Annotated in this window: 9 protein-coding genes; 5 read left to right on the top strand and 4 right to left on the bottom strand. The window is 66.4% G+C overall.

The features are described 5' to 3' along the window. The first annotated feature begins 257 nt into the window (after positions 1–257). From CO669_RS08335 to CO669_RS08325, 3 genes are all read left to right on the top strand, one after another. Positions 258–1,007, top strand: a complete 750-nt coding sequence (locus tag CO669_RS08335; RefSeq protein ID WP_097659295.1) for a hypothetical protein — start codon at positions 258–260, stop codon at positions 1,005–1,007. Between the two features lie 69 nt (positions 1,008–1,076). Further along, positions 1,077–18,107 carry a leukotoxin LktA family filamentous adhesin gene (locus CO669_RS08330; RefSeq protein ID WP_097659294.1) on the top strand — a complete coding sequence of 5,677 codons (17,031 nt, stop codon included), beginning with the start codon at positions 1,077–1,079 and terminating at the stop codon, positions 18,105–18,107. A gap of 11 nt (positions 18,108–18,118) precedes the next feature. Beyond that, on the top strand, positions 18,119–19,798 hold the full coding sequence (locus tag CO669_RS08325) for a ShlB/FhaC/HecB family hemolysin secretion/activation protein (RefSeq protein WP_097659293.1): 1,680 nt from the start codon (positions 18,119–18,121) through the stop codon (positions 19,796–19,798). Between the two features lie 160 nt (positions 19,799–19,958). Here the strand turns inward: CO669_RS08325 and bluB are convergent, their stop codons facing one another. The 3 genes from bluB to cobU are packed head-to-tail and all read right to left on the bottom strand — an operon-like array spanning position 19,959 to position 21,877. Further along, a complete protein-coding gene (gene bluB / locus CO669_RS08320) occupies positions 19,959–20,591 on the bottom strand; it encodes a 5,6-dimethylbenzimidazole synthase (RefSeq protein ID WP_097659292.1) in 633 nt (210 codons plus the stop codon). A gap of 3 nt (positions 20,592–20,594) precedes the next feature. Next, positions 20,595–21,377, bottom strand: coding sequence for an adenosylcobinamide-GDP ribazoletransferase (gene cobS, locus CO669_RS08315; RefSeq protein ID WP_097659291.1), 783 nt, complete (start codon positions 21,375–21,377; stop codon positions 20,595–20,597). After that, positions 21,374–21,877, bottom strand: a complete 504-nt coding sequence (gene cobU / locus CO669_RS08310; protein ID WP_097659290.1) for a bifunctional adenosylcobinamide kinase/adenosylcobinamide-phosphate guanylyltransferase — start codon at positions 21,875–21,877, stop codon at positions 21,374–21,376. Before cobU ends, cobS begins: the two co-directional genes overlap by 4 nt. Positions 21,878–22,026: 149 nt before the next feature. On the opposite strand from cobU, the gene cbiB reads away from it, so the two are divergent. Both cbiB and cobD read left to right on the top strand, forming a co-directional pair. After that, complete coding sequence (gene cbiB, locus CO669_RS08305; protein ID WP_097659405.1) at positions 22,027–22,950, top strand: adenosylcobinamide-phosphate synthase CbiB; 924 nt, start codon at positions 22,027–22,029, stop codon at positions 22,948–22,950. Positions 22,951–22,961: 11 nt separating this feature from the next. After that, positions 22,962–23,927, top strand: a complete 966-nt coding sequence (cobD, locus tag CO669_RS08300) for a threonine-phosphate decarboxylase CobD (RefSeq protein WP_198963895.1) — start codon at positions 22,962–22,964, stop codon at positions 23,925–23,927. Here the strand turns inward: cobD and CO669_RS08295 are convergent. Next, positions 23,916–25,364: a cobyric acid synthase gene (locus tag CO669_RS08295; RefSeq protein WP_097659288.1), complete on the bottom strand. Its 1,449-nt coding sequence runs from the start codon at positions 25,362–25,364 to the stop codon at positions 23,916–23,918. The two genes, cobD and CO669_RS08295, sit on opposite strands and share 12 nt — an antisense overlap. Positions 25,365–25,369 lie beyond the last annotated feature (5 nt).

The raw sequence follows: 25,369 nt of genomic DNA, 5'->3' as shown, positions 1-25,369 counted from the left end.
TTAGCGCGAACGGCCAGTGTCCACAATTGATCAAAAAATGCGCTTGTGAATGTTCATTCGCAGCGTTTGGCAGCCCGATACCGTATTCCTACGCTGCCAAAGAGTCGCTGTTTCGAACCTTGTCTCCTCGGTGGCGCGTTGCAACGCCTTGCGGCGTTGCAGCATTTTCCGTCTCGGTTGCGGTGACGGTTCGGGGGAGCCGATTTCGCAGCTGCCGATTTTTGAAGCGTTGTTTCAAGTTGTTTCGAAGGTTTTCGATGCGCAAGATCTATCTCATTCCGGCCGTCGTCGGCCTGCTCACCTCCGTTGCTGCCGGGCCGCTTGCGGCGCAGGGCGCCGTGCCGAAGCAGAAGGCCGCGCCGGCCCCCAGGGCCGCTGCGGCCGGTGCTCCCGCTGCAGCCGGCACACCTGTCGCCGCCGGGGCACCGTCGGCCGAGGCGCCGGGCGCGGAGGACAAGAGCAAGGCGATCGATGGCTTCCGCTCCGCCAAGTTCGGCATGAACGAGGCCGATGTGCGCGCGGCGATGGCGAAGGATTTCAACGTCAAGCCCGACGCCATCAGGGCGCAGGACAATGCCGCCGAGCTGACCCACAGCATCCTGCTGTCCGTTCCGGACCTGCTGCCGAACGGCGGCACCGCCGAGCTCTCCTACGTGTTCGGCTACAAGTCCAAGTCGCTGATCCAGGTCGGCGCGGTCTGGTCGAAGGGGACCGACGCGGCGATCACACCGGAGAAGCTGTTCTCCAACGCCAACATCCTGCGCGCCCATTTCATGGGCGAGGGCTTCAAGCCCGATTCCATCGCGGTCAACATGCCCGTCGCCGGCGGCATCGTGATGTTCCGCGGCAGCGACGCCAAGGATCGCTCGGTGATCCTGCTGCTGCAGGGCACGTTCGAAAACAAGGAGAACAATCAGCGTGTGCTGACCCCGACCAGCCTGCTGCTGTTCTACGTGGCCGACGCCAAGAGCCCCGACATCTTCAAGCTGCCGCCCGGCCAGTTCTGATGCCCGGATCGCACGACATTCTCCCACCCGGTTGTGGATCGGTGCCAATGCCGATGAAGAGGATCTGACATGCGCGGACCATCTGCGGCGCGAGACGATGACGAGCTGACGACGTTGCGGAAGCTTTCGCGCTTCCGTTCGATGTCGCTGCTCTGCGCGATGCAGATGGTCTTCCTGCCGGTGTACAGCGTCCGCGTCCGGGCGCAGACGGCGAACGTCATCCTCCCGGACGGACGCACCGGAACGTCCCTGCAGACCTCCGGCAGCGTCACCAATGTCACGACGTCGACGGTGTCGGGCAACAACGCCTTCAACTCGTTCTCGCAGTTCAGCGTCGGGCAGGGCAATACCGTCAATCTGCAGCTGCCGACGGGCACGCAAAACCTCGTCAACATCGTCCGCGACGCGCCGGTTTACGTCAACGGCACGCTGAACTCCTACATGAACGGCGCGATCGGCGGTAACGTCTACTTCGCCGATCCCAAGGGCTTCGTGGTCGGCCGCAGCGGCGTGGTCAATGTCGGCAGCCTCAACGTCTCGACGCCGACGCGCGAATTCACCGACAGCCTGATCGGTGCGGGCGGACAGATCAACCAGTCGGCCGTCGGCAATCTCATGGCGGGCTCGTTCCCGGTCTCGCCCGACGGCAACATCCGCATCTACGGCCGGGTCAACGCGCAGGACGGCGTCCGCCTGACCGGGCAGAACGTCTTCGTCGGCGGCGCCAGCCAGCGCGACATCGCCAATCTCGATCATGCCGCCAAGTTCGCGGCCTCCGTCAATTCCAAGGGCCTGCGCAGCGCCAGCTCGATCACCGTCAGCAACGGCTCGATCCATATCGGCGCCGTCAACAACGCCCGCGTCAACGGGCGCCTGACCGCGAAGAGCCAGACCGCGACGCCGAGCAACATCACGGTGCAGGCCGGCAACAACATCGAGATCGGCAAGAACGCCCGGCTGAACATTGCCAGCAAGACCGGCGATGCCGGCGAGATCCGGCTGAAGGCGGCGCAGAACCTGACGGTGTCAGGCGGGGCCAAATTCAACGCCAGCGCGAAGACCGGTAATGCGGGCCTGGTCGATTTCAGCGCGAACGGGGTGATCGACATCGGCCAAGGCATCAAGGTCAAACTCAGCGCGGACAACGGCAAGGCCGGCACGCTGCTGATCGACCCGACCGACCTGGTCATCGGCGATACCGCCCAGGGCGACGCCGGCGTGACGCTGTCGAACGGCTCGGTCGCGGCTGCGATCAACGGGCTCAGCGCCGGTGCCACCTACCTCATCCAGGCAGACAACTCGGTCACGCTGGCGGCCCACGCGGTGGTCGATACCCGTCGTCTCGATGCCAATGGATATTCGACGGGCAATGCCAACGACATCCGGATAGAGGCGCGGATAATCGATATCCAGAACGGCGCGCAAATTCTCGCGCAGACCGTCAACGCCGCCAGCACGCATTACACCAGCGGCAATGTGACGCTCGCGGCGACGGCGAGCGACAGCAAGCTGTCGGGCCAAGCCACTGCGACGTCGGGAATTACGGTCGACGGCCGGATCACCGGCGGTGACATCACGATCGCATCGGTCTCGACGGCGTCGTCCAGCTTTACGAGCTCGGTCCCTGGCCTCTTTACGCTGGTGGGCACCACGCTCGCGGCCTCGATGCTCGGCATCAACGGCGGCTACGTGGCCGCGAGCGCCACCGCGACGGTCAATATCAACGGCAACGCCAACATCAACGGCACCGGCAACGTCTCCATCGCCTCGCATGGTTCGGAGACGGCGCAGGATCCGGCGATTGCGAGCACCTTGATCGGCGGCTCGCCGATCGGCGCCGCCGCTGTCGTCGGCAAGATCGACGGCAATGTCAGCACCAATGTTGCCTCCGGCGCCACGATCAGCGCAGGCGGCAGCCTCGGCATCCACGCCATCAACGATGCAACGTTGGCCGTTACCGCGGTCGCCGCGACCTCCAGCGCGCAATTCGTCGAGACGGTGGCCTATTCCACCGGCTCGGTCTCGACCACGGCCAATGTCGGGACCGGCGCGAACCTTTCCGTCGGCACCGTGAATGCATCCGGCAACTCGCTGACAGTGCGGGCGATCAACAACAACTCGTTCTCGACCGGCGCCACGTCGGTTGCGCTGAGCACGCCGACCGCCAGCGGTGGTGTTGGCGGGGCGCTCGCGATCAGCGACGTCACCACATCCGCAAACGCGAAGCTCGGCTCGTCGCTGGGCACCAGCGCGTCGTCGCGGATGAACGGCTCCGTTCTGGTCGAGGCGACCTCGAATACGACGAGCAACTCGACCATGGCGTCGACCATTGTCGGTACGCCGGCCCTGGTCGGCGCGATCCAGGAGTTCTTGGTCTCCAGCCCCAGCCTGACGGGGATGATGGCTCAGCAGATGGTCTCGCTGATGCCGGTGAACTTCAATTTCAAGGCCGCCGGTGCGCTGTCGCTGGCCAACAGCACTGAAAACGCGACGGCATCGATCGGCCAGAATCCGAGCGGCGGCGCGCCGAGCCTTTATGTCAGCGGCAACGTCGCGGTCGTCAGCACTCTCATCGATCGGGGCGTGCGCAGCAATGCGACGGCTTCCGCGATCACCAAGGACGTTACCAGCGGCGAGGGCGTCGCGATCAGCGCGGCGCTCGCCTGGGGCAATTTCAACCACAATTCCAACGCCTATATCGGCAGCGGCACCACCGTCAACGCGGCCAACATCGCCGTTGACGCCACCACCTCGATGCCGATCACCAATACCTGGCTGAAGTGGGACGGACTGACCGAGGTCCTCGGCCATCTCAACGGCAATCTCGGCGTTGGCGGCAATATCCTGACGAGCTATGCCAACGCTACGGCCGACGCCGGCGACACGATCGGCCTCGCCGGCTCGCTGAACCATTTCGTCGTGAACAACAACACGACGGCGTGGGTAGCCGGCAGCGCCAGTCTGACCGCGACTTGCACCACCGCGGCTTGCGGCAGCAGCTGGTCCGCGACGGTCAACAACGGTGACGTCCACACCTACGACACCAGCATCCAGATCGCGGCGACCACGACCACGGCCTCGATCGACGCGGCCGGCAATGTCGGTACGCTCGGCTTCCTGCCCGGCAACACGTCGGGCGGCTCCTCGGTCGGCGGCGCGCTCAATCTCGTTCAGTTCAACACCAGGACCATCGCCGGCATTTCGGACGGCGCGACGGTGCGAGCGGCGGGCGATATCGCCGTCAACGCCATCACCTCCGATCAGTTCATTGCGGTTGCTCCGACGTCCGGCAAGGCTGCGGGCGCACTGGCGCTCAACGGCATCACCTCGCTCGGCTTCCTCAACAACACGACTCATGCGTCGATATCGAGCCAGGCAACCGTCTACGCTCCGACGGTCGGAATCCTGGCGCAGCAGGACCTGTCGGTCATCACGCTGGCGGGGGCAATGAGCCGGAACACCAGCGGCGGTTCGGCCGTCGGATTGGCGGTCGCCTATCTCGGTGCAAACACCGACACGTCGGCCTATATCGGCGACAATCATTCCGATATCAGGCCCGGTCCCTTCAGCGCCGACGATCCGTTCGCCGGCAATGGCGGCGGCAGCGGGGCCGTCAACGTCGACAATCTCACGATCAGTGCGACCACGTCCGGACGCATCACGACCGCAGCGGTCGCGGCTTCGATCTCCGAGCCGCAAGCCTCCAGCTTCTCGGACAAGGCGGGAGCCGCCGGTGCAGGTGCGACCGGCGGGGCCGCCGGCGTGGCGACGGCCGCGAGCAAGATCGGCTCGAGCTCGGGCTCGAGCACCGACGGTTTCAGTATCGATCTCGCCGGCAGTTCGTCGATCGGGGACGTCGCGCTCGGCACCAGCGCCTATATCAGGAACACGACGGTCAACAAGTACACGACGGCTGGCACCGTCACGACCAGCACGATCGTTCAGGCCCTGAACGACACGATGCTCAACAGTGGCTCCGGTTCGGCGGCACTCAATCTGGCCGGGGCATCCGCCCAGGGAGCTGCGATCGGCGGTGCCATTGCCGCGGCGATGTCGAACAACGCGACGCTCGCCTATATCTACGGCGCCACGATGAACAACCAGAGTTCGGTGACCGTGCAGGCGCTCAATGGCGGCTCGGAAACGGTCGTCGCCATCGGCGTGGCGGGATCGAAATCCAATTCGGCGTCGCTGTCCGCTTCGGTCGGCATCATCACCGACAGCGCCAACGCCTATATCGAGAGCTCGACGATCACGGGGCAGGCGAGCGGCGTCAACCGGGCGCTCGAGGTCGACGCCTACCAGACCACGAACATCGCGATCGGCGGCGGCTCGCTCTACATCTCGGGCGGCCAGGCCGGCGTCGGCATCGGGCTGACCTATGCCTCGATCGGCGATCCCACCGGCGGCAACGCGACCGACGCGCATATCCGCAGCACCGCGATCTCGAACTACGACACCCTCTTGGTGATGGCCGACAGCGCCAGCGTGATTGCGGCTGGTGCGGCCTCGGGCGGGGGAGGGGCCAGCGCCAACAGCCTTGCCGGCGCGGTCGTCGTCAGCGAGATCACGCCGACCACCACGGCCTACATCAACAGCGGCTCGACGGTGAGCATCAATGTCGGCGGCGTGACGGTGCTGGCGGACAGCGGGGCCGTTGCGGACCTGGATACGGCGCTCGGCAACCTCGTCAAGAAGAGCAACAACAACCATCTCGCCACCGACACCTGCACGGCCGCCGGCGGCATGGGGACGCAGAACTGCATCGACTTTAGCGCAGCCGCTCTCAACGACGGCACGGGTAACGGTCCTGGCGCCAGCATCGTCTCCGTTGCGGGCCTGATCCAGGCCGGCAAGAACAATGTCGGCGCCTCGATCGTCTACAACACCGTTGCGACGACGCATTCGGCCTACATCGCCAATGTGCTGATGTCGGCCCCGGGCAATGTCCGCGTCAGTGCGGTCGATTCCTCCAAGATCCAGGCGGTCACGATCGGCTTTGGCCTTGCGACCGGGCAGTTCGCCGGCGTCGGCGGCACGACGATCAGTTCGATCGCCAATACCGTTTCGGCCGCCATCGGCAACAATTTGTCGAGCGCGTCGCAATCGTCCGTCACGAGCCGCAACATCTCCGTCAACGCGACCGACAATTCCAGCATCACCGGAACCGCCGCGATCGCGGGCGCCTCGACGCAAGGCAGCGCCGCGGGCCTCGCGCTCGTCTACAGCAGCATCGCCAACAATGTCAGTGCCGGCGTCACCGGCTCCAAGCTGACCGCATCCGGCAGCGTCGCCGTCGGTGCGAATTCGAATGCCGCCATCTCGACCGTCGCCGTCGGCGTTGCGATGTCCTCGCAGGTTGGGCTCGCCGGTTCGGTCGCCACCAATCTGATGGGGACCAACGTCACCGCCAACATCACTGCCGCCGGCACCAACGGCATCAACGGGGCCGATGTCACGGCCACCAACAATGTCGGCGTGGTCGCGGGCAACAACGACAAGGCGGCCGTGTTCGCCGGCGCCCTGTCGATCAGCAAGGGCGCGGCCGGCGGCGCGGGTTCGCTGGTGACCAACCAGATCACCGGAACCACCGCCGCCTACATCTCGGGAGTGAACACCAAGGTCGACGCGATCGGGACCAGCACCACCGATACGCTGTCGGTCAACAACGGCACGCTCGTTCATGCCTTTGATCTCGGCACGGCCCACGCGCCGACCGACACTACGCCCGACCTCACCGAGAACCAGGACGTCCTGCGCGGCCTCGCCGTGGTCGCGAGCTCGCACCAGGCTGTCGTGACCAACGTCGCGTCGGTCGCCGCGAGCGGCGGCATCTCGATCATGATCAACCCGATCACCAACGTGATGAGCGGGGCGACACGAGCCTATATCGACAGCGCGTCCATCGACACGCGCCTGACCTCGTCGACGCTCAAGCCGCAGGTCGAGGTGGCGGCGTCGAGCTTCTCCTATTCCGGCGCGTTCGGCGCAGGCATCGCCTACGGCAGCAGCGGCGGCGGTGGCGCGACGATCGTCTCGACGACGATGTCGCGCGAAACCTTCGCCTATATCACCAATGCCACAGTCGGCGGCGTCCAGTCGTCGAGCGCGACGGTGGGCGCCGTGACCGTGAAGGCCAATGCGGAGCAGGATGCGTCCTCGATCGCGATCGGCTTCAACACCGGCTCGGTCGGCCTGAACGTCTTCCAGGCGACCACGGAAGCCTATGTCGACGGCGGCGCGCTGACCGCTTCGTCGCTGACGGTGAACGCCAACAACAACACCGGCATCTTCTCCGCGAACGGCTCGGGCGCCTATGGCAGCCAGGCCGCGATCGGCGCGGCGTTCCTGGTCCAGGTCTCCTCGAACCGGACGCTGGCCTATGTCGGCGATGAGTTTCGCTATCAGGGCAATGGCGCCGCGCACACCACCGCGCTCAATTTGAGCGGCGCGCTCGACGTCGAGGCCAAGACCAAGAACCGCTTCGAAGCCTACGCCATCGGTGGCGCGCTCTCGACGGGCACCGCCGCGATCGCCGGCATGGCGAACATCGAGGTCGCCAACAACACCACCATCGCCGGCGTCTACGACACCACGCTGCAGGGTGTGACGGGCGGTGCGGCCGGCGCGGTCACGGTCAACGCCAACGAGGACGTCGCGATCAAGGAGATCGCGGGCGCGCTCGCGGTCGGCGCCAGCGGAGGAGGGGTCGGCGTCGGCGCTGCGGCCAACGTCATCGTGTTCAAGAGCCGGACCGTCGCCGAGAGCTGGAACAGCAATCTCAATTCGTCCGGCGCGATCAACGTCAACGCGCTCAGCACCAAGGAGGTGCTGTCCTATGCGGTCACCGCCGGCATCGGCGGCAGCGTCGGCATCGGCGCGACCGTCGGCGTCATCATCATCGGCACCAACACCGCGGACGCCGACACCCAGGGCCAGCAGACCGGCCAGCTCAATCAGGGTGGCAACGGCACCATCGCGTCCGTGAACAGCCGCACCAGCAACAGCCAGGGCAGCGGCGCCGTCGCGAGCGGCACGGCCGGCAATCCGAACAGCGCCAATGTCAGCTCGACCTACGACGTCAGCAATGTCCTGAGCGGCGGCAATGACGCGGTCATCGCCCAGATCGCGGGCGGCAACGTCACGGGTACGCAGGTTAATGTCGCCGCGACCAGCGCCAATGCGGCCAAGATGTATCTCCTCGGCGCCGGCTTTGCGAAGAATCTCGGCATCGGGGCCGGCATCGGCTACACCAGCGTCAACAGCACCGTGTTCGCCAATCTGAGTGATTACGGACGCAATGGCGCCGGCAATCTGGTGGCTGCGGATACGCCCCTGGTCGCGTCGGCGCCGGCCGTCAACGTCACGGCGATCGTCAAGGACGCCACCGACGGACCTTACGCCGGCAAGACCATCGACACCGAGGCGATCGCCGGCGGCGCGGGGCTCTACTTCGGCGCCCAGGCCGCCGTGGCCGTCGGCAATGTCAGCAACACCGTGGTGGCCACGCTCGGTGGCCAGATCACGGGGACGGGCGGCACCGGCGTCGGTGTCCTGGCGCAGGATTCAACGAGCCAGGTCGTCTTCACGGGAGGCGCCAGCGCCGGCGCCGTGGCCGTCGGCGCATCGGTCGCAACGGCGAGCCGCAACAGCTCTGTGACAGCGCGGGTCCTGGACGGCGCGACCATCAATACGTCGACACTGGGCGTCGGGGCCTCGGGCGCCGGCACGATGAGCACGACTGCAACGGCGCTCTCGGGCGGCATCGTTGCCGGCGCCGGCGCGGATGCAGAGGCTCACGAAGATTCGGGCGTGCTTGCCGAGATCGGGGCCGGCGCGGCGATCACCACGTCTACGGCCGGAGACGGCACACTGGTGGGAGCTGCGATCACGCCCAATCTATCGAGCGAGGCGATCGGCGTTTCGGTCGGTGGCGGCGCGGTCGGCGTTGCCATCGCCCAGTCGACGGTCGGCGCGACGGTCACCGCGGATGTCGGTGACAACACCAGCTTCTCGGGCGGCAAGCTCGCCGTGACCGCGATGGCGCTGGTGCCCATCATCGGAACGCAGACAAGTGGCGGCGTCACGACGCTGATCTATGGCACGACGACCTGGGCCAAGGCACTCGCCGGTGGCGGCGGCTCGCTGATCGGCGCGCAGGGCAGCTACGCGAAGGCCTCCGAAAATGCCACGGTCAAGGCCTATGGCGGGGCGGGAATCCGGCTCCCCAACGCCGACGTCTCCATCAAGGCCGAGAACGACAGTTCGCAATATGCCGAAGGGACCGGGCTCTCGAGTGGCTTCCTGGCCCTCGGCGCCACCGTCGCCCAGACGTCCTCAAACGCGCAGACCTACGCCTATCTGGGCGCACCTGCCGACATGGATGCCCTGAACCGGGCCGCCTACACCGGCAAGCTCACGATCCGGGCGGACGGCACGGACACCAATGTCTCCAACGCGCTTGTCGGCGCGGGCGGAACCTATGCCGGTGCGGCAGCGGTCGCCACCACCAATTCGACCGCCGTGACCAATGCGCGGTTCGACGGCGGCTCGACGGACGACACGCTCTATCTCGGCGGCCTCACGATCAAGGCGACGCACACCACGAATTACGCCGCGAGCGGCGACGCCTATCAGGCGTCCACGGCGGGCGTGTCCGCCGGCAAGACCAGGAACGACGTCGACTCCACCACGACGGCCGAGATCGGGACGCATCTGATCATCAACTCGGCGGCCGGCGACATGGTCGTCATCGCCAACGACGTCGTCAACCAGGCCGGCGGCGGCGCGCGATCGGGCTCGGGCGGATCGTTCTCGGGAGCGGCGGCGCTGAGCGAGTCCTTCGTGACCCAGCGCGTCAATACCAATATCGGCGTCGGCACGGTGCTGAGCCTCAACGACGATCCCAGGACCTCGACCGCGGTGATCAACATCGAGGCCTACAACACGCTGAACACCAACGATACCGCGAGCCTCGCCACCGCCAGCTTCTTCGCCGGCGGCGGCGCCGAATCCAACATGACGGCGAATGCCACGCTCGCGGTCAACATCAACGCCCGAGAGCTGTTCAGTGCCGGCAAGATCTATGTCGGCACGGCCGCGAAGATGGCGGCGGCGAACAACGCCAATGCCAGCCTCTACGGCGCGATCGCGGGCGTCGGCGCCAGCACCAACAGCTGGGTCCATGCCACCCAGTCCGTCAATGTCGGCGACAACGCGAAGATCGTGGCCTGGCGTGACATCACCATGTATGCCGGCCTGTCCGGCGACGGCACCGTCTTCAGCAGCATCCAGGCGACGGCAACCACGGTCGTCTACAACAACACCGCCATTCCGATCTCGGCGCTCTATCGCGGCACGGCCAATGCCGACGACACCACGAGCCTGACGCTGGCCCCGACCTCGAGCATTCTCGGCGCGCGCGACATCTATCTCGGCGCCACGCAGGGGCAGGTCACGGCCACCGGCAACGGCAGCAATTACAACCCGTATCTCGACATCTTCAGCGCCAAGAACAGCGACAACCACAGCCACACCAGCGGAACCGGCGATGTCGCGCTCAACGGCCGGGTGGTTGCCGGCGTCAACAACGATTTGACGATCACGATCAATCTGGGCGCATCGACGCCGACATTGAGCACGACCAGTCCTGACTCGACGCTGACCAACGGCTCCTCGTCGGTCCTCGAGTCCGTCTCCGACGTCAACCACTTCAGTTCGGTGATGAGCTGGAACCACCAGACGGTCCAGTACACCATCGTCGGCAACTTCAATCCGTACGATCTGGTCGTCAGCCAGCTGGCGACGCTGACCGGCCTGACCGCGACGCAGATCCGCGCCCAACTCGCGGCGGCGACACCGACGTCGCCCGCCAGCATGTCGCCGTCCGGCACCGATCCGACCGGCGACATCCAGCGGCAGATCGATACGCTGATCAAGCAGGCGCCGTTCACCTCCGACGCGCCCGGCAACGCCTTTGCGTTCGGCGACATCCTGGTGTCCGCCGGCAACGTCTCGATCCTGGCGCAGAAGCTCACCGGAAACAGCGGCACGAATCCTGCCGCGCCCGCGGTCATCGCGCGCAGCTCGCCTTTGATCAAGATCGAGAACAAGGGCCTCGACTTCATGAGCCTGGGCAACCTCACGGTCACCGATGTGACCGGAGGTAACATCACCTATCGCCAGATCGACCATGTTGACCCGGATTCGCACTCCAATGTGACCTTCACCGCGATGCCGAGCGCGACGCCGGTCATCGACGTCTCCGCCACCTACAACCGCCTGGATCCTGACTCAGGTCAAGGCATCGACCAGAACGGCAACGTGCTGACCCGCACGCCCGACATCTATTTCAATGGCGCCGTCAACAACGCCAACGGCCTGCTCAAGATCATCAACAATCTCGGCAGCGTCGTCGCATCGCAGTCGCTCAGTGCCGCGACCGTCCAGATCGTAGTGCCCAAAGGCACCTTCACCTTCCTCGGCGGTATCGGGAGCTTCTACGACAGCGGCAGCGCGGTCACCTCGCAATGGGCCACCACTGAAGACAGGCCCGAAGACGCGCTGACGGCAGTGATGACGGCGGCCACCTATCTCGGTGCCTACGGCGACTACTACACCGCTCCCCATATCGGCTCGGGAGGGGATCACCCATATTTCTATTACTGCTGCGCCAGCGGCAGTAGCGGCATCTATGCACCGGTAGGCAACGCCGACGCCAGCACGATCTTCACCGCGCGCATGCTGATGACGTTCTACGACGGCACCTCGCTCTATTCGTCGATCTTCCTGCCGATGGGCCAGGGCGCGCCCGGCAACGGCAATCCCAACGCCGGCAGCGTACCGAGCGTCAGCACGCTCCAGCAGATCGAGGGGCCGACCAGTCAGGTCATCTCGACTGCGCCGTGGGAGAAGACGACCTATGACGGGCGGAACGTCTACGCGGATAGCGGTCCGTACAAGACGCCGTTCAACTGCGCGGGCTGCTCGGCCTTCTTCCAGGTCATCAACATCCAGCCGGATGCGATCACGGCGAAGACCGCGGATACGCCGGCCACCGCGACGTCCACTCGGACGATCACCGGACAGGCGGTGATCATCTCGGCGTCGGTGATCAACATCAACGGCACCATCCAGGCCGGCTCCAGCAGCAATTACTCGGTCAACATCGGCGCCGCGGCGTACGATGCCATCTATGGCAGCAACGGCCTCAAGAACCGCAACGGCGGCGCGGACTTTGCCGCGGCCCAGGCCAATGCGCGCAACGGCGTCTATTACGACGTCTCGGGCTCCGTGACGGCGTCGGCCAGCGGCGACGCCAAGATCGGGGTCAGGTACAACGCTCTGACCGACCAGCTCATCCTGAACGGTGTTGCGCAGGGTGCCGGCGGCTACGTCTATCTGAACGGCAAGATCATCTCGACCTCGACCGACAACACCCAGACGCAAGGAAACATCGAGATCAAGGGTGGCGCCGGCACGGTCACGGTCAACAACACCAGCGGGCTTGCGCTCGTCACCAACGCCATCAATACCAGCGCCACCGCCCAGAGCGTGGTCGAGATCGTCGACCAGCTCCAGGGCAAGACGACGTGGTATGTCTACGATCCCAAGGCGGCGAGCAACCAGCAGGTGACGAAATACCAGACCAACAGCGTCACTGCGGCCGCGATCGACCCGTCGATGCTGACAGCCCGGACTGGCACGGCCGGTATCCAGTACGCGACGCAGGCGAACATGCTCTACCAGTGGGTCGACACCGCCACGGTGGATCGACCCACGAACAGCACGCAGTTCGACTACGGCTGGCACTTCACGCCCAATCAGACCACCGGGGAGAACTGGACCCGCTCGATCAGCCTGGTTTCGGGTACGCAGGCCAGCAACTACCAGAAGGTCACCACCGCCACCGGCAGCTATCACTGGGCCGACGGCGTAGACTCGCACGGCAACATCAATCCGCTCAACACCCACCCCGAAAAGTGTTGCGGCGCGGACGCCCAGTACAACTGGTACCAGGCGATCTATGATCACCTGACGCTCACCCTGACCAACACCGTCAAGGCGTCGAACCCGATCAACATCAAGTTCACCGGCGGCGGTAGCAGCGACGTCGTGGTCAATTCGACCTCGGGCATCGTCATCAACGGGTCGATCAACAACCAGCAGGGCGCGACGACGCTTGCCGCCACCGGCGCCAACTCGACGATCACGGTCGGCGCCAATGCCAACAACCCGGTGATCTCGGGGACGAGCGTGACGCTTCGGGGTGACGGCGGCATCGGCACGCTCGGCACCACCAAGGCGCCTGTCCAGGTGCAGCTCTATGGCGGCAGCCTGACTGCCAGCTCGATCGACCGCGACATCGCGATCTCGGCCATCGGCGCGCTCTCGATCAACCAGGTGAAGGTGAATTCGGCAGGCGCCACGCCGCAGGGCAACGTGTTCCTGTCGGCGACCGGCGACATCAACTCGGCCTCTGCCTACAACGTCGCCAACCCGGTCGTGATCGGCAAGAATATCGAGATCAACTCCACCTCCGGTGCGATCGGCGCCACGAGCGCCGTCGTCAACGGCGCCTCGACCCTGACCAACATCAATCCGCTGGTGATCCAGGCGACGGGCACGACGCAGGCGAGCGGGGCCGTCGATGGCGGCGTGCTCGACAGCGCCTCGGCCACCGGCACCTACGTCATCCAGTCCAAGGGCGACCTGCGCCTCGGCACGATCCAGTCGATCGGCGGCCCGGTGTTCCTGGAGGCTGCCGGCTCCGACGGCAACCAGGCCAGCATCCTGAACGGCCGGGCGGCGGTCGGCCTCACGCAGGCGCAGAGCCAGCATCTGCAGGACGTCTGGACCAGCCTCGACCTGCTCAGCGGCAACGCCGCCACCAACGCCGTCAACAGCTACCAGGCGATGGTGACGTCGGCCTACAACGACTACTTCCAGCTCAGGAACATCGCCTTCCCGAACGGCAGCACCTACAACCCGACCTCGGTGGGGCAGACGGTGCTGCGGGCGCAGGTGGCGGCCAAGCTCGGCATCGACCCTGCCGACGTCACCGCGACGCAGATGAAGACCGAGGCCACGACGCGGTTCCTGCGGGATCAGTTCCTGCTCGGCAAGATCACCACCGACGAGCTCAAGACCTCGCTGACCAGCCTGCTCGGCAGCGCGCCTTCGGATCCGCTGGGAACCTTGTTCGGCAGCTCGCTGTCGTCGACGCTGTTCACCAAGCTGTTCGACGGTGTCTCGACGGCCAACCAGCGCATGCCGAGCAATACGGCACTGCAGACCGCGCTGAACGCCTATAGCGCGACCTACAGCTACACGCTGGCCTCGACCGAGCGGGTCTACGGCATCATCACGGCGGGTTCGCAGTGGACGCAGAGCCAGCTCGCCTACACCGTGTCGTCCTCGGCCGTCGGCGCGGCCCCGCCGCCGATCGACGACAACGTCGTGGCCAACGTCAGCGCCAACCAGATCATGCTCTACGCGCCGCGCGGCTCGGTCGGCAATTCGGCAGCGCCCCAGACCTTCACCTTCACCAGCGTCGATGCCTCCTCGCTGACGCCGGAGCAGAGGGGATTGCTGGCCACCGCCGGTCCCGGCCAGCTCACCGTCGGTGCGGTCATCGATCCGACCACGCATGTCACGACCTATACGGTCAGCCTGTCGCAGCAGAACCTCGTGGTCGTCGACAATCCGATTGCGATCTCGGCCAAGGCGCTGACCAACATCTATCTCGGCAGCAAGAACAGCCTCTCGCTCGGTGGCGTCACCGCGAACTACGGCCCGATCACGGCCGCGCAGGCCAACGGCATCCAGGTGACCGGCCGCGGCGACGTCAAGCTCGACGCCGTCAGCGGTATCTCCGCCAATGCGGGTGGGGCCGTGATCTCGGGCGACATCGCCAACCTGACCCTGATCGCCGAGCGCGGCAATGTCGGCGCTCCCTCGGGAACCACAGGGGGTAATCCCGCGACCAATGCGAACGCGATCCAGATCGCCTTCGCCGATCCCGCCAACGACCAGCTCGACCACGTGTCGTCGGCGCAAGGCATCTACGTGAAGCAGACCACCGGCGATCTGATCCTCGGCAACATCTCCGCCGGCAATGCGATCCAGCTCACGGCGACCGGCAGCATCTATGCCGAAGCCGACTTCACGGACCGCAGTGCGATCCACATCCTGGGCACCGATCTCGACCTGCGCGCCGGCGGCAGCATCGGCTTCAACGGCGGGGCCTTCCAGCCGCTGCAGGTGAACATCTCGGGCGCCGTGACCGGCTCGGCGGTCGGCGACCTCAGCATCCTCGCTGTGACCGGCGATCTCGCGGTCGGCACCAGCGGTCCCTATGGATCGCTGACGGCCGGCGGCGCCCTGACGCTGAACGTGGCGCGCGGTGCGCTCACGCTCAACACTGGCATCACCAGCGGCGGCCTGATGCAGCTGCTCGCCAACCGCGGCATGACCTTCGCAGGCAGCACCAGCGCGGCGCCGGTGGTTGCGACCAGCAGCACGAGCGGCGTGACGCTCGTCGCCGCGACGCTGTCGATGGGCGCCTATTCCGCCATCAACGCGCCCGGCTCGATCTCGGTGACGACGACCGGCGATGCGACGATCGGCCAGCTGAATTCGTCCCTGTCCTATGCGGCTGCTTCGAACGCGCCGTCGATCATCGTCACCGCCGGCGGCGTCGCCTCGCTCGGCGCGATCATCGACAACGGCGACGGCCAGACCAAGTTCGTCGCCTCCGGCGCGGGTGCCGGAGTGTCGCTGAGCGGATCGAACGGCATCGGCAGTGCGACGAGCCGGCTCGCCCTCAGCGCCGTGCGGCTGTCGGCGAGCGCGAGCGCGGGCGACATCTACGTCAAGGCGCTTACCGACACCGAGGCGGACCTGTTGTCGGCCGTGAAGGGCAGCGTGGACATCGTCGGCACCGGCAGCCTGACGCTCGACCAGGTGGTTGCGGGCACGGCGACCGGTGCGAGCGGCTCCTTCCGTGCCGTCGCCAACAACGGCAGCATCGTCGTCGGCACGGCCGATAGCAGCGGTTCGCAGACGGTCCATGCCACCCAGAACCTGACGTTCAAGTCGCTCGCGACCAGCGGGAACAGCGGCGATGCCGGCAACATCAACGTCACCGCGGACACCGGCTTCATCCTGGCGCAGACAGTGACTTCGGGCGGCGTGACCACGCTGGGCTCGGTGTCGGCCCATGGTTCGGCGAGCCTGCTTGCCGCCACGACCATCACGGGCAACATTTTCGCCGCCACGACCGGCTTCGGATTGCTGACGGCCAACGGTGGCCCGATCAACTGGAACGTCCTCAGTGCCGGGACGACGCTGGGCGCGGCCGCGGGGCAGGGCAGCATCACGGTCCAGACCGCGCAGAGCGGCGGCACGCAGACCATCCACGCCCGCGACAACGTCACCTTCAACGGGCTGACCACGACGGGCATCAATGGCGACGCCGGCAGCATCAACGTCACCGCGGACACCGGCTTCATCCTGGCGCAGACGGTGACTTCGGGCGGCGTGACGACGCTGGGCTCGGTGTCAGCCCATGGTTCGGCGAGCCTGCTTGCCGCCACGACCATCACGGGCAACATGTTCGCCGCCACGACCGGCTCCGGATTGCTGACGGCCAACGGTGGCCCGATCAACTGGAACGTCCTCAATGCCGGGACGACGCTGGGCGCAGCCGCGGCGCAGGGCGGCATCACGTTCCAGACCGCGCAGAGCGGCGGCACGCAGACCATCCACGCCCGCGACAACGTCACCTTCAACGCGCTGACCACCACGGGCATCAATGGCGACGCCGGCAGCATCAACGTCACCGCGGACACTGGCTTCATCCTGGCGCAGACGGTGACTTCGGGCGGCGTGACCACGCTGGGCTCGGTCTCGGCTCATGGCTCGGCGAGGCTGATCGCGGCGGGCACCAACACCGGTCACAACCTCACGGCCTCGACCGGCAATGCGGTCCTCAGCGGCACGGTCGTTCATTGGGATAATCTCAACGCCGGTGGCACGCTCGACGTCACCGCGACGACAGGAGGCATCACCGTCGGCACCGCCATCAGCGGCGGCACGCAGACCCTGCACGCCGTGAATGACATCGTCTTCAACCAGCTCACCACGACGGGCATCCCGGGCGATGCCGGCGACCTCAGCGCCACGTCCGACACCGGCTCGCTTCGCGGCGGCTCGATCTCCGCCAACGGCGATACCCATTTCGAAGTGGCCGGATCGGTCTCGTTCGACCGCGTCAGCGGCAACGTCGTCAAGATGCGCTCGTCCGGAGATCTGACGATCAACTGGGTCAGCGTCGTGAGCGAGCTCGATCTTGCGGCCGATACGATCAACGTCAGGGGCGAGCAGATCCGGTCGAACCCGGCGATCCCGCTGATCATGAACATCACGGGCTATAACGGCGGCGTCGCCAAGTACGCCAACGTGTCGATCGACCCCGACAGCATCATCGTCAATCAGTTCAGGGCGATGGATGCGAACTTCTGGACCGACGCACACACCGTCTCGATCCTCAATGGCTACGTGCCGGGCCAGCTGATGCTCACCACGGCGACCCAGCAGGTGCTGCTCAACAACCGCACGCCGGCGCCGTCCAACTGGGCGACGCTCCAGCTCTACCAGCCGGGCGGCGTGTTCACGATGAGCCAGGCCGGCAACGCGAACGTCAGCAACGCCTATGTGGTGTTCTATACCGGCGGCGTTTCCGCGACCGTCACCAATTACGGGCCGAGCCACACCTGCTGCAACGACTTCACCGGTGCCAGCATGATGCGCAACGTTGCGGTCGACGGCGAGGGCAAGGAGAGCATCGAGAGCTGGCTCGCGAAGAAGGACGGGGGGACGTTCTACCTGCTCGGCCTCTCCGGCCAGGCGCGGCTCGACGCGCTGCTGATGCCGCGGCCGGTCGAGGCCGTCGGCTCCGGTCCCGCCGTCAACATCGAGGGACTGAGCGACATGCGCAAGCTGCGCCAGAAGGGGCAGCGTGCGGGACGCGCGGGCTGGAAGGACGCGGCGATCGAGACGGCGAAGCCGGCGATTGGCCGTCTTGCCGAGGCATGGTAATTGGATTCGGGATGCGGATTCTGGGGGCAGCATTGGCGGTCGGGCTTGCAGCGTCCTGCATCGCATCCGCGCGCGCCCAGTCGATCAATCCCGGCGTGATCCAGAACGACGTCGACCGGCAGCGCCGCCAGCTCGAACAGCAGAGCGCGCCGCCCAAGATAACGGGGCCTGCGGTGATCGGCGGGGAGCGGGAAAAGTCCCAGCTGCTGAAGCCGGGCGGGCCGAAATTTCGCTTGCGCAAGGTCACGTTCGACGAGTCCAAGTTCATCACGCCGGCGGAGCTGGACGAGATCGCGAAGAAGTATGTCGGCAAGGACGTCGACATCGCAGCGCTGCTGCAGCTCGTCGCCGACATCAACGCCGTCTATGCCGCGCGCGGCATCGTCACGGGCATCGCGACGCTGCCCGAGCAGGACGCCAAGGGCGGCATCGTTCGCGTCAAGCTCACCGAGGGCCGGCTCCAGAAGACGACCGTCGAGGGCAACAAGCAGACCCGCACCGATTACATCCTCGATCGCGTGAAGGAGCCCGAAGGCGAGGTCCTCGACGTTCCCAAGCTCAACCGCGACGTGATCTGGTTCAACCGGACCAACGACGTGCAGATCAAGGCGCTGCTGCAGCCCGGCACGAGCTTCGGCCTCACCGATCTCCAGTTCGCCGTGATCGAGCCGCCGGTCGACACCTTGCAGCTCTTCACCGACAATCAGGGCGCGGAGAACACCGGGCGCTGGGAAGGCGGGGCCTTCTACAAGCGCCACGGCCTGTTCGGCGTCGACGACCGCCTGACCTTCTACGGCGTTCGTTCCGACGGCAATCTCAACGGCAATGTCGCCTACAACATCCCGGTCAATCCCTGGGGCGGCCGCGCCGGCGTCAGCTATACCGAAGGCAAGATCAAGATCGTCCAGGGCCCGTTCGTCGCGCTCGACGTCACCGGCCGATCGAGCCAGGCCGCGGTCAATTTCAGCCAGCCGGTCTGGGTGACGCAGGACTGGCTGGTGCTGCTCAACGCCGCCCTGACCGAGGGCAAGACGGTCAGCCGTTTTGCCACCGTCGCCGTCACCGACGATCACTACGACAAATCCACGGCGGGCGTCTCGGTGACCAAGTCCGGCAACACCTATTCGATCACGGTCTCGCCGGCAGTGAACTACGTTGCGTGGCACGATCACGTCCTCGGTGGCAACCGCGCGTTCACCACCTATACCGGCTCCATGCTTGCGACCAGCGCCGCGGGGCCCGCGAATTTCAGCGCCAACGTGCTGGCGAGCTGGCAGTACACGCAGGAGAAGCTGCTGCCGGGCGACCAGATCTTCTCGATCGGCGGCCCCACCACCGTGCGCGGTTATCCGTCCAACGCGGCCTCCGGCGACAGCGGCTATTATTTCAACGCCGAGCTGCACTACAACTGGTCGCAATGGCTGAGGGGCTTCGACACCTACATCTTCACCGATTGGGGTGCGGTCTATTCGACCTTCCCCGGCGTCACCGAAATGGCCTCCGTCGGCGTCGGCTTCTCCTGGACCTATGCGCAGTTCATGACCTTCGAGGCGAACTATGCGACGCCGGTGAAGATGGCGGTGTCCACCCAGAACCACTACGAGGCCTACGGCCGCGTCATCTTCCGGCCGCTCCTGATGTTCCAGAAGCAGGAAAGCGCCGCGCCGGCTGCGGGCAGGAGCAAGTCGTAGCGGAAGGTCGCGCTTTTCTCTCCGCCGTCATTGCGAGGAGCTCTTGCGACGAAGCAATCCAGACTATTTCCGCGGAGACAGTCTGGATTGCTTCGCTTCGCTCGCAATGACGGAGGATGGATTGGTGACGGCGTCCGAGTGACGAGCTTGAGGCAGCCGATCAACGCAGCAGCGTGAACTCGTCCGCGCCGCGACGGTGCTCCCATTTCGCCTGCTCCAGCTCCGGCTGGTCGCACGCGGCTTCCGGATAGCCGATGCAGAGATAGGCGATGAGCTTCCAGCTCTCGGGCACGTCGAGAATGGCGTGGATGCGATCCGGGGTCAGGATCGACACCCAGCCGAGGCCGATGCCTTCGGCGCGCGCGGCAAGCCACATTGCGGTGATGGCGGCGACCACGGAATATTCCGTGGTCTCCGGCATCGTGGCGCGGCCGAGGCCGTGGCCGATGTCGCTAGCCTTGTCGGCGAACACGGCGAGGTGGCCCGGCGCCTGTTCGAGGCCCGACAGCTTCAGCGTGGCGTAGCGCGCGGCGCGCTCGCCGGAATAGCAGCTCAAGGCGTCGGCATTGCACGCCCTGAAATCGTCGATCACCGCGCGGCGGCGCGCAGCATCGTCGACAATGACGAAGCGCCAGGGCTGGCTCAAACCGACCGAGGGCGAGAGGCAGGCGGTCTCGATCAATCGCGCGATGGCGCCTTCCGGCAGCGGATCGCTGCGGAAGCGGCGCACGTCGCGGCGCCACACGAACAGCTCGCGCAATTGCCGGCGGAAATCGTCGTCGAACTCAACCATGACCTAACCTCCCATCTGGAAGGCGGCCGCGACGAGCAGGATGAGAATTTCGCCCAGCTGCTCGAACGCGCCGAGGATGTCGCCGGTCTGTCCGCCGATCTGGCGGATGGCGAGCCGCGCCAGCATCAGGCCTGCGAGCGACAGCAGGATCAGGCCGACCAGCGCCTTGCCCGGCCCCAACGCCAGGACGAGCACGAGCGTTCCTAGCGCGAACGCAATGGCGATGCTGCGGCCCGGTGGTGCTCCGGCGCTCGCCGAAAGCCCGTCCGGCCGTGCTGGCGGGACCAGGGCCATGAAGGCCGGCACGCCGGCGCGGGCAGCGGCGTGCGCGGCGCATAGTGCGAGCGCGACGGCGACGGGATGAGCGATGGTCGCAAGGGCGCTCCAACGCAGGCCGAACGACAGGATCAGCGCGCAGGCCCCGTATGTCCCGACCCGGCTATCGCGCATGATCTCGAGCTTGCGCTCGCGCGTGCGGCCGCCGCCGAGCCCATCGGCGGTATCGGCGAGACCGTCTTCATGCAGCGCGCCGGTGATGAGTGCGGTCGTGGCCAAGGCGAGCAGGGCGGCAAGGTTCGGCGACAGGCCGACGCGGATGGCGACCTTGTAGACGAACGCGCCGGCAAGGCCGACCAGCAATCCTGCAACGGGAAGCGCCCAGGTCGCGCGCGCAACGGCGCCATCGGCTGCAGGCTGCGACGATGCCACCGGGAGGATCGTGACGAACGATGCCGCCATCCTGAGATCGGCAACGATGTCCTTGAGAAGCTCGGCGCGCGACATCATTTCAATTTCATGGGAAGGCCGGCGACCACGAACTCGACCTCGTCGGCGGCGGCCGCGATCATCTGGTTCATGAGTCCGGCTGCGTCGCGATAGAGCCGCGCCAGCGCGTTGTCGGGGACGATGCCGAGGCCGACCTCGTTGGTGACGAGGACGACGGGGCTCTTCAAGCGGGGCAGGGCCCTGGCGAGTTCGGTCACCTCACGCTCCCAATTGCGCTCGGCGTGCATCAAATTGGAGAGCCACAACGTCAGGCAATCCACCAGCCGTGCGCCGCCGCCATCTGTCGCGACCAGTGCGGGCACGAGATCGAGCGGCACCTCGCGTTCGAGCCAGTCGGTTCCGCGGCGTGCGCGATGCTTGGCGATACGGGCCTCCATCTCGGCATCGAGCGCCTCGGCCGTCGCGACATAGATGGGCTGCCCGGGAAAGGCGCGCGTGCGCGTCTCCGCACGCTTGCTCTTGCCCGATCGCGCTCCGCCCGTGATCAAGATGACGGCCATCAAAGTCTCCTTGGGGCTGACTAATCACCAATCACGCCGAAAGACAAAGCCGAAATCAGCGGGCCGGGGCTTGCGCTCGGCCCTCGCTTTGCGCAACAGGGGCGGGACAGGAGGCAGCTTTGCAGGTAGGCTTGGGCTTTGCGGGCGCGATGGTGGTGGCGATGGCGGTGGATGCCCTGCTGGGCTGGCCGTCGTGGCTGTTCGCGCGGATCGGCCATCCCGTGACCTGGCTGGGCCGGCTGATCGGCGCCATTGATGCCGGCTGGAATCGCGATTCCGATCCATCGGGATTGCGCCGCGCTGCCGGCATCGCCGGAGCGCTTCTGGTGATCGCCCTCTGCGTTGCGATCGGCTGGGCGGTTCAGTCCCTGCTTCCCTCGGGCTGGATTCAGTTCGTGCTGATCGGCGTCATGGCCTGGCCGCTGGTCGCGCTGCGCTCGCTGCACGATCATGTCGCAGCCGTCGCGGCTCCCTTGCTGGCCGGCGATATCGCCGCTTCACGCGAGGCCGTCTCGCGCATCGTCGGCCGTGATCCCGCGGCGCTGGATGACGCCGGCATCGCCCGTGCGGCGATCGAGAGTCTTGCCGAGAATGCCTCGGACGGGATCGTAGCGCCGGTGTTCTGGGGCGCGCTGTTCGGTCTGCCGGGCATCCTCGGCTACAAGGCGATCAACACCCTGGACTCCATGATCGGCCACCGCAACGAACGGCACGAGGCCTTCGGCTGGGCCGCCGCGCGCATCGACGATGTCGCCAATTTCATTCCGGCGCGGCTGACCGGCTTTCTGTTCGTGCTGCTGGCGCCGAGGCGATCCGAGGCGCTGTCGTGCATGACGCGCGATGCGCGTCGTCACCGTTCGCCCAATGCCGGATGGCCGGAAGCGGCAATGGCGGGGGCGCTCGGCGTGCGGCTCAGCGGCCCCCGGATCTATCACGGAAGCATCACGAACGAGCCCTGGCTGAACGAGGGCGCCCGCGATCCGCGCGCGGCCGACATTGGCGAGGGGCTGACGGTCTATCGCCGCGCCATGCTGCTGCTTGCCGTCATGCTTGCGATCCTCGCCTTCGCGTGAAACAACGGGGCATGCGCGAGCACGGTGGAAATCTCGATCTGGCCCAGCAGGGTTTTGGTGGGCGCGCGGAGGACTGGATCGATCTGTCGACCGGGATCAACCGGCTGCCTTATCCCGCGGGCGAGGTGAGTGCGCGCGCGTGGAGCGCGCTGCCGTCACGTGCGGAAATCGACGCGCTGCATCAGGCCGCACGGCACGCCTATCGCACCAGCGCGCCGATTGTCGCGCTCGGCGGCGCGCAGGCGGCGATCCAGTTGCTGCCGCAATTGGCGCCGCGCGGTTGCGCGCGCATTCTCGCGCCGACCTATAATGAATATGCAGGCGTGCTGTCGGCCGCGGGCTGGGATGTGCTTGAGGCCAGCGAGCCCGGCGCGCTGGCAGGTGCGGACCTCGCCGTCGTTGTGAATCCCAATAATCCCGACGGCCGGCATCATTCGCCGAAGGATTTGCTGACATTGTTGCCGCGCGTCGGTCGTCTCGTGATCGACGAGAGCTTTGTCGATGCCGTTCCGCAATTGTCGCTCGCGCCCGAGGCGGACCGGCCGGGATTGTTGATCTTACGTTCCTTCGGGAAGTTCTATGGGCTGGCCGGCCTGCGGCTGGGCTTTGCGATCGGCAATGCCGCCGATATCGACCGGCTCGCGGCGATGTCGGGCCCGTGGCCGGTCTCGGGCGCAGCGATTGCGATCGGTTGCCGCGCCTTGCGCGACGATGCCTGGACCGAGGCCACGTCCACGCGCCTTGCGAAGGATTGTGCTCGCCTCGACGAGACGGCGCGCGCACAGGGCTGGCGGCTTGTCGGCGGCACGTCGCTGTTTCGTCTCTACGAGACGCCGGACGCATCGGCTGCGCAGGAGAAGCTCGCGCGTGGCCACATCTGGTCGCGTGTTTTCGCGAAAGAGCCGACATGGCTTCGGCTCGGGCTTCCCGGCAGCGAGGCCGAATGGACGCGCCTTGCCGAGGTGCTAGCGCGCTAGCGCAAGCAGACCTTCGACGTCGAGATGCTTCTCGATGTGATCGGCCAGCGCCTCGAGCGCGCCCTCGACCCTGGCGTGATAGGGCTCGTCGCCTGCGGGAATGTCCAGCTTCGCCAGATACGCCTTGCGGAAAGCGTCCGACGTGAACAGGCCGTGCAGATAGCTGCCCTGCACACGTCCGTCGCGCGAGATTGCGCCCTCCGGCTCGCCGTTCAGCTTTGCGAACGGACGGGCGCGATCGGGCCCGTCGGTGCGGCCGATATGAATTTCGTAAGCTTCGATCGGCTGCTCCGTGGCGGCATGCACCGCCGCGACGCGGGTCAGCGTCTTCTGCGGGCTCATGACCGTGTCCACATCGAGAAGTCCGAGGCCCGGCGTGTCACCTGCGGGGCCTTCAATGCCATCGGGGTCCGCGACGCTGCGACCGAGCATCTGATAGCCGCCGCAGAGGCCAAGCACATGGCCGCCCCTGCGGTAATGCGCGAGCAGGTCGATGTCCCAGCCCTGCGCGCGCAGGAAGGCGAGGTCGCCGCGGGTGGATTTTGAGCCGGGGATGATGACGAGGCGCACGTCGCCTGGAATGGCTTCGCCCGGGCGCACCATGACCAGATCGACGCTCGCTTCGAGCTTGAGCGGATCGAGATCGTCGAAGTTCGCGATGCGCGACAGCGCGAGGCAGGCGATCTTGCATTGGCCGGGCTTGCGTGCGTCGGTCAGGCCCAGCGCGTCTTCGGCCGGCAGTTCACCGGCGCGCGCAAACCAGGGCAGCACGCCGAATCCGCGCCACGATGTCCTTTGCTCGATCAGCCTGTAGCCATCGTCGAACAGCGTGGGATCGCCGCGGAACTTGTTGATGACAAAGCCCTGGATCATCGCGGCATCGTCGGGGGCGATCACCGTCTTGATGCCGACGAGCTGGGCGATGACGCCGCCGCGGTCGATGTCGCCGACCAGCACGACGGGTACGTCGGCCTTGCGCGCAAAGCCCATATTGGCGATGTCGGACTTGCGCAGGTTCACCTCGGCCGGACTGCCGGCCCCTTCGACCAGAACCAGGTCGGCGCGCGCCTTCAGCCGCTCAAAGCTCTCCAGCACCGCGCCCATCAGCGAAGGCTTCATCGCCGCATAGTCGCGGGCGCGCGCGGTCGCGATGCGCTTGCCATGCACGATCACCTGCGCGCCGACATCGGTCTCGGGCTTCAGCAGCACCGGATTCATGTCGGTGTGCGGCTCGACGCCGGCGGCGAGCGCCTGCAGCGCCTGGGCGCGGCCGATCTCGCCGCCATCGATGGTGACGGCCGCGTTGTTCGACATGTTCTGTGGCTTGAACGGGAGCACGCGCAAGGCCCGCCGCGTGAAGGCGCGCGCGAGGCCGGCGACGATGAGCGACTTGCCCACGTCCGAGCCGGCTCCCTGGATCATCAGCGCGCGTGCCATCGACG

The sequence above is a fragment of the Bradyrhizobium sp. Y36 genome, from assembly GCF_002531575.1.
In the GTDB taxonomy this organism is placed as follows: domain Bacteria; phylum Pseudomonadota; class Alphaproteobacteria; order Rhizobiales; family Xanthobacteraceae; genus Bradyrhizobium.
The sequence above is the reverse complement of the archived record's forward strand: the minus strand, read 5'-3'. Positions and strand labels throughout refer to the sequence as shown.

Coding starts and splice junctions, on each gene's coding strand:
- CO669_RS08335 (WP_097659295.1), top strand. CDS start 258: ATGCGCAAGATCTATCTCATTCCGGCCGTCGTCGGCCTGCTCACCTCC.
- CO669_RS08330 (WP_097659294.1), top strand. CDS start 1,077: ATGCGCGGACCATCTGCGGCGCGAGACGATGACGAGCTGACGACGTTG.
- CO669_RS08325 (WP_097659293.1), top strand. CDS start 18,119: ATGCGGATTCTGGGGGCAGCATTGGCGGTCGGGCTTGCAGCGTCCTGC.
- bluB (WP_097659292.1), bottom strand. CDS start 20,591: ATGGTTGAGTTCGACGACGATTTCCGCCGGCAATTGCGCGAGCTGTTC.
- cobS (WP_097659291.1), bottom strand. CDS start 21,377: ATGATGTCGCGCGCCGAGCTTCTCAAGGACATCGTTGCCGATCTCAGG.
- cobU (WP_097659290.1), bottom strand. CDS start 21,877: ATGGCCGTCATCTTGATCACGGGCGGAGCGCGATCGGGCAAGAGCAAG.
- cbiB (WP_097659405.1), top strand. CDS start 22,027: ATGGTGGTGGCGATGGCGGTGGATGCCCTGCTGGGCTGGCCGTCGTGG.
- cobD (WP_198963895.1), top strand. CDS start 22,962: ATGCGCGAGCACGGTGGAAATCTCGATCTGGCCCAGCAGGGTTTTGGT.
- CO669_RS08295 (WP_097659288.1), bottom strand. CDS start 25,364: ATGGCACGCGCGCTGATGATCCAGGGAGCCGGCTCGGACGTGGGCAAG.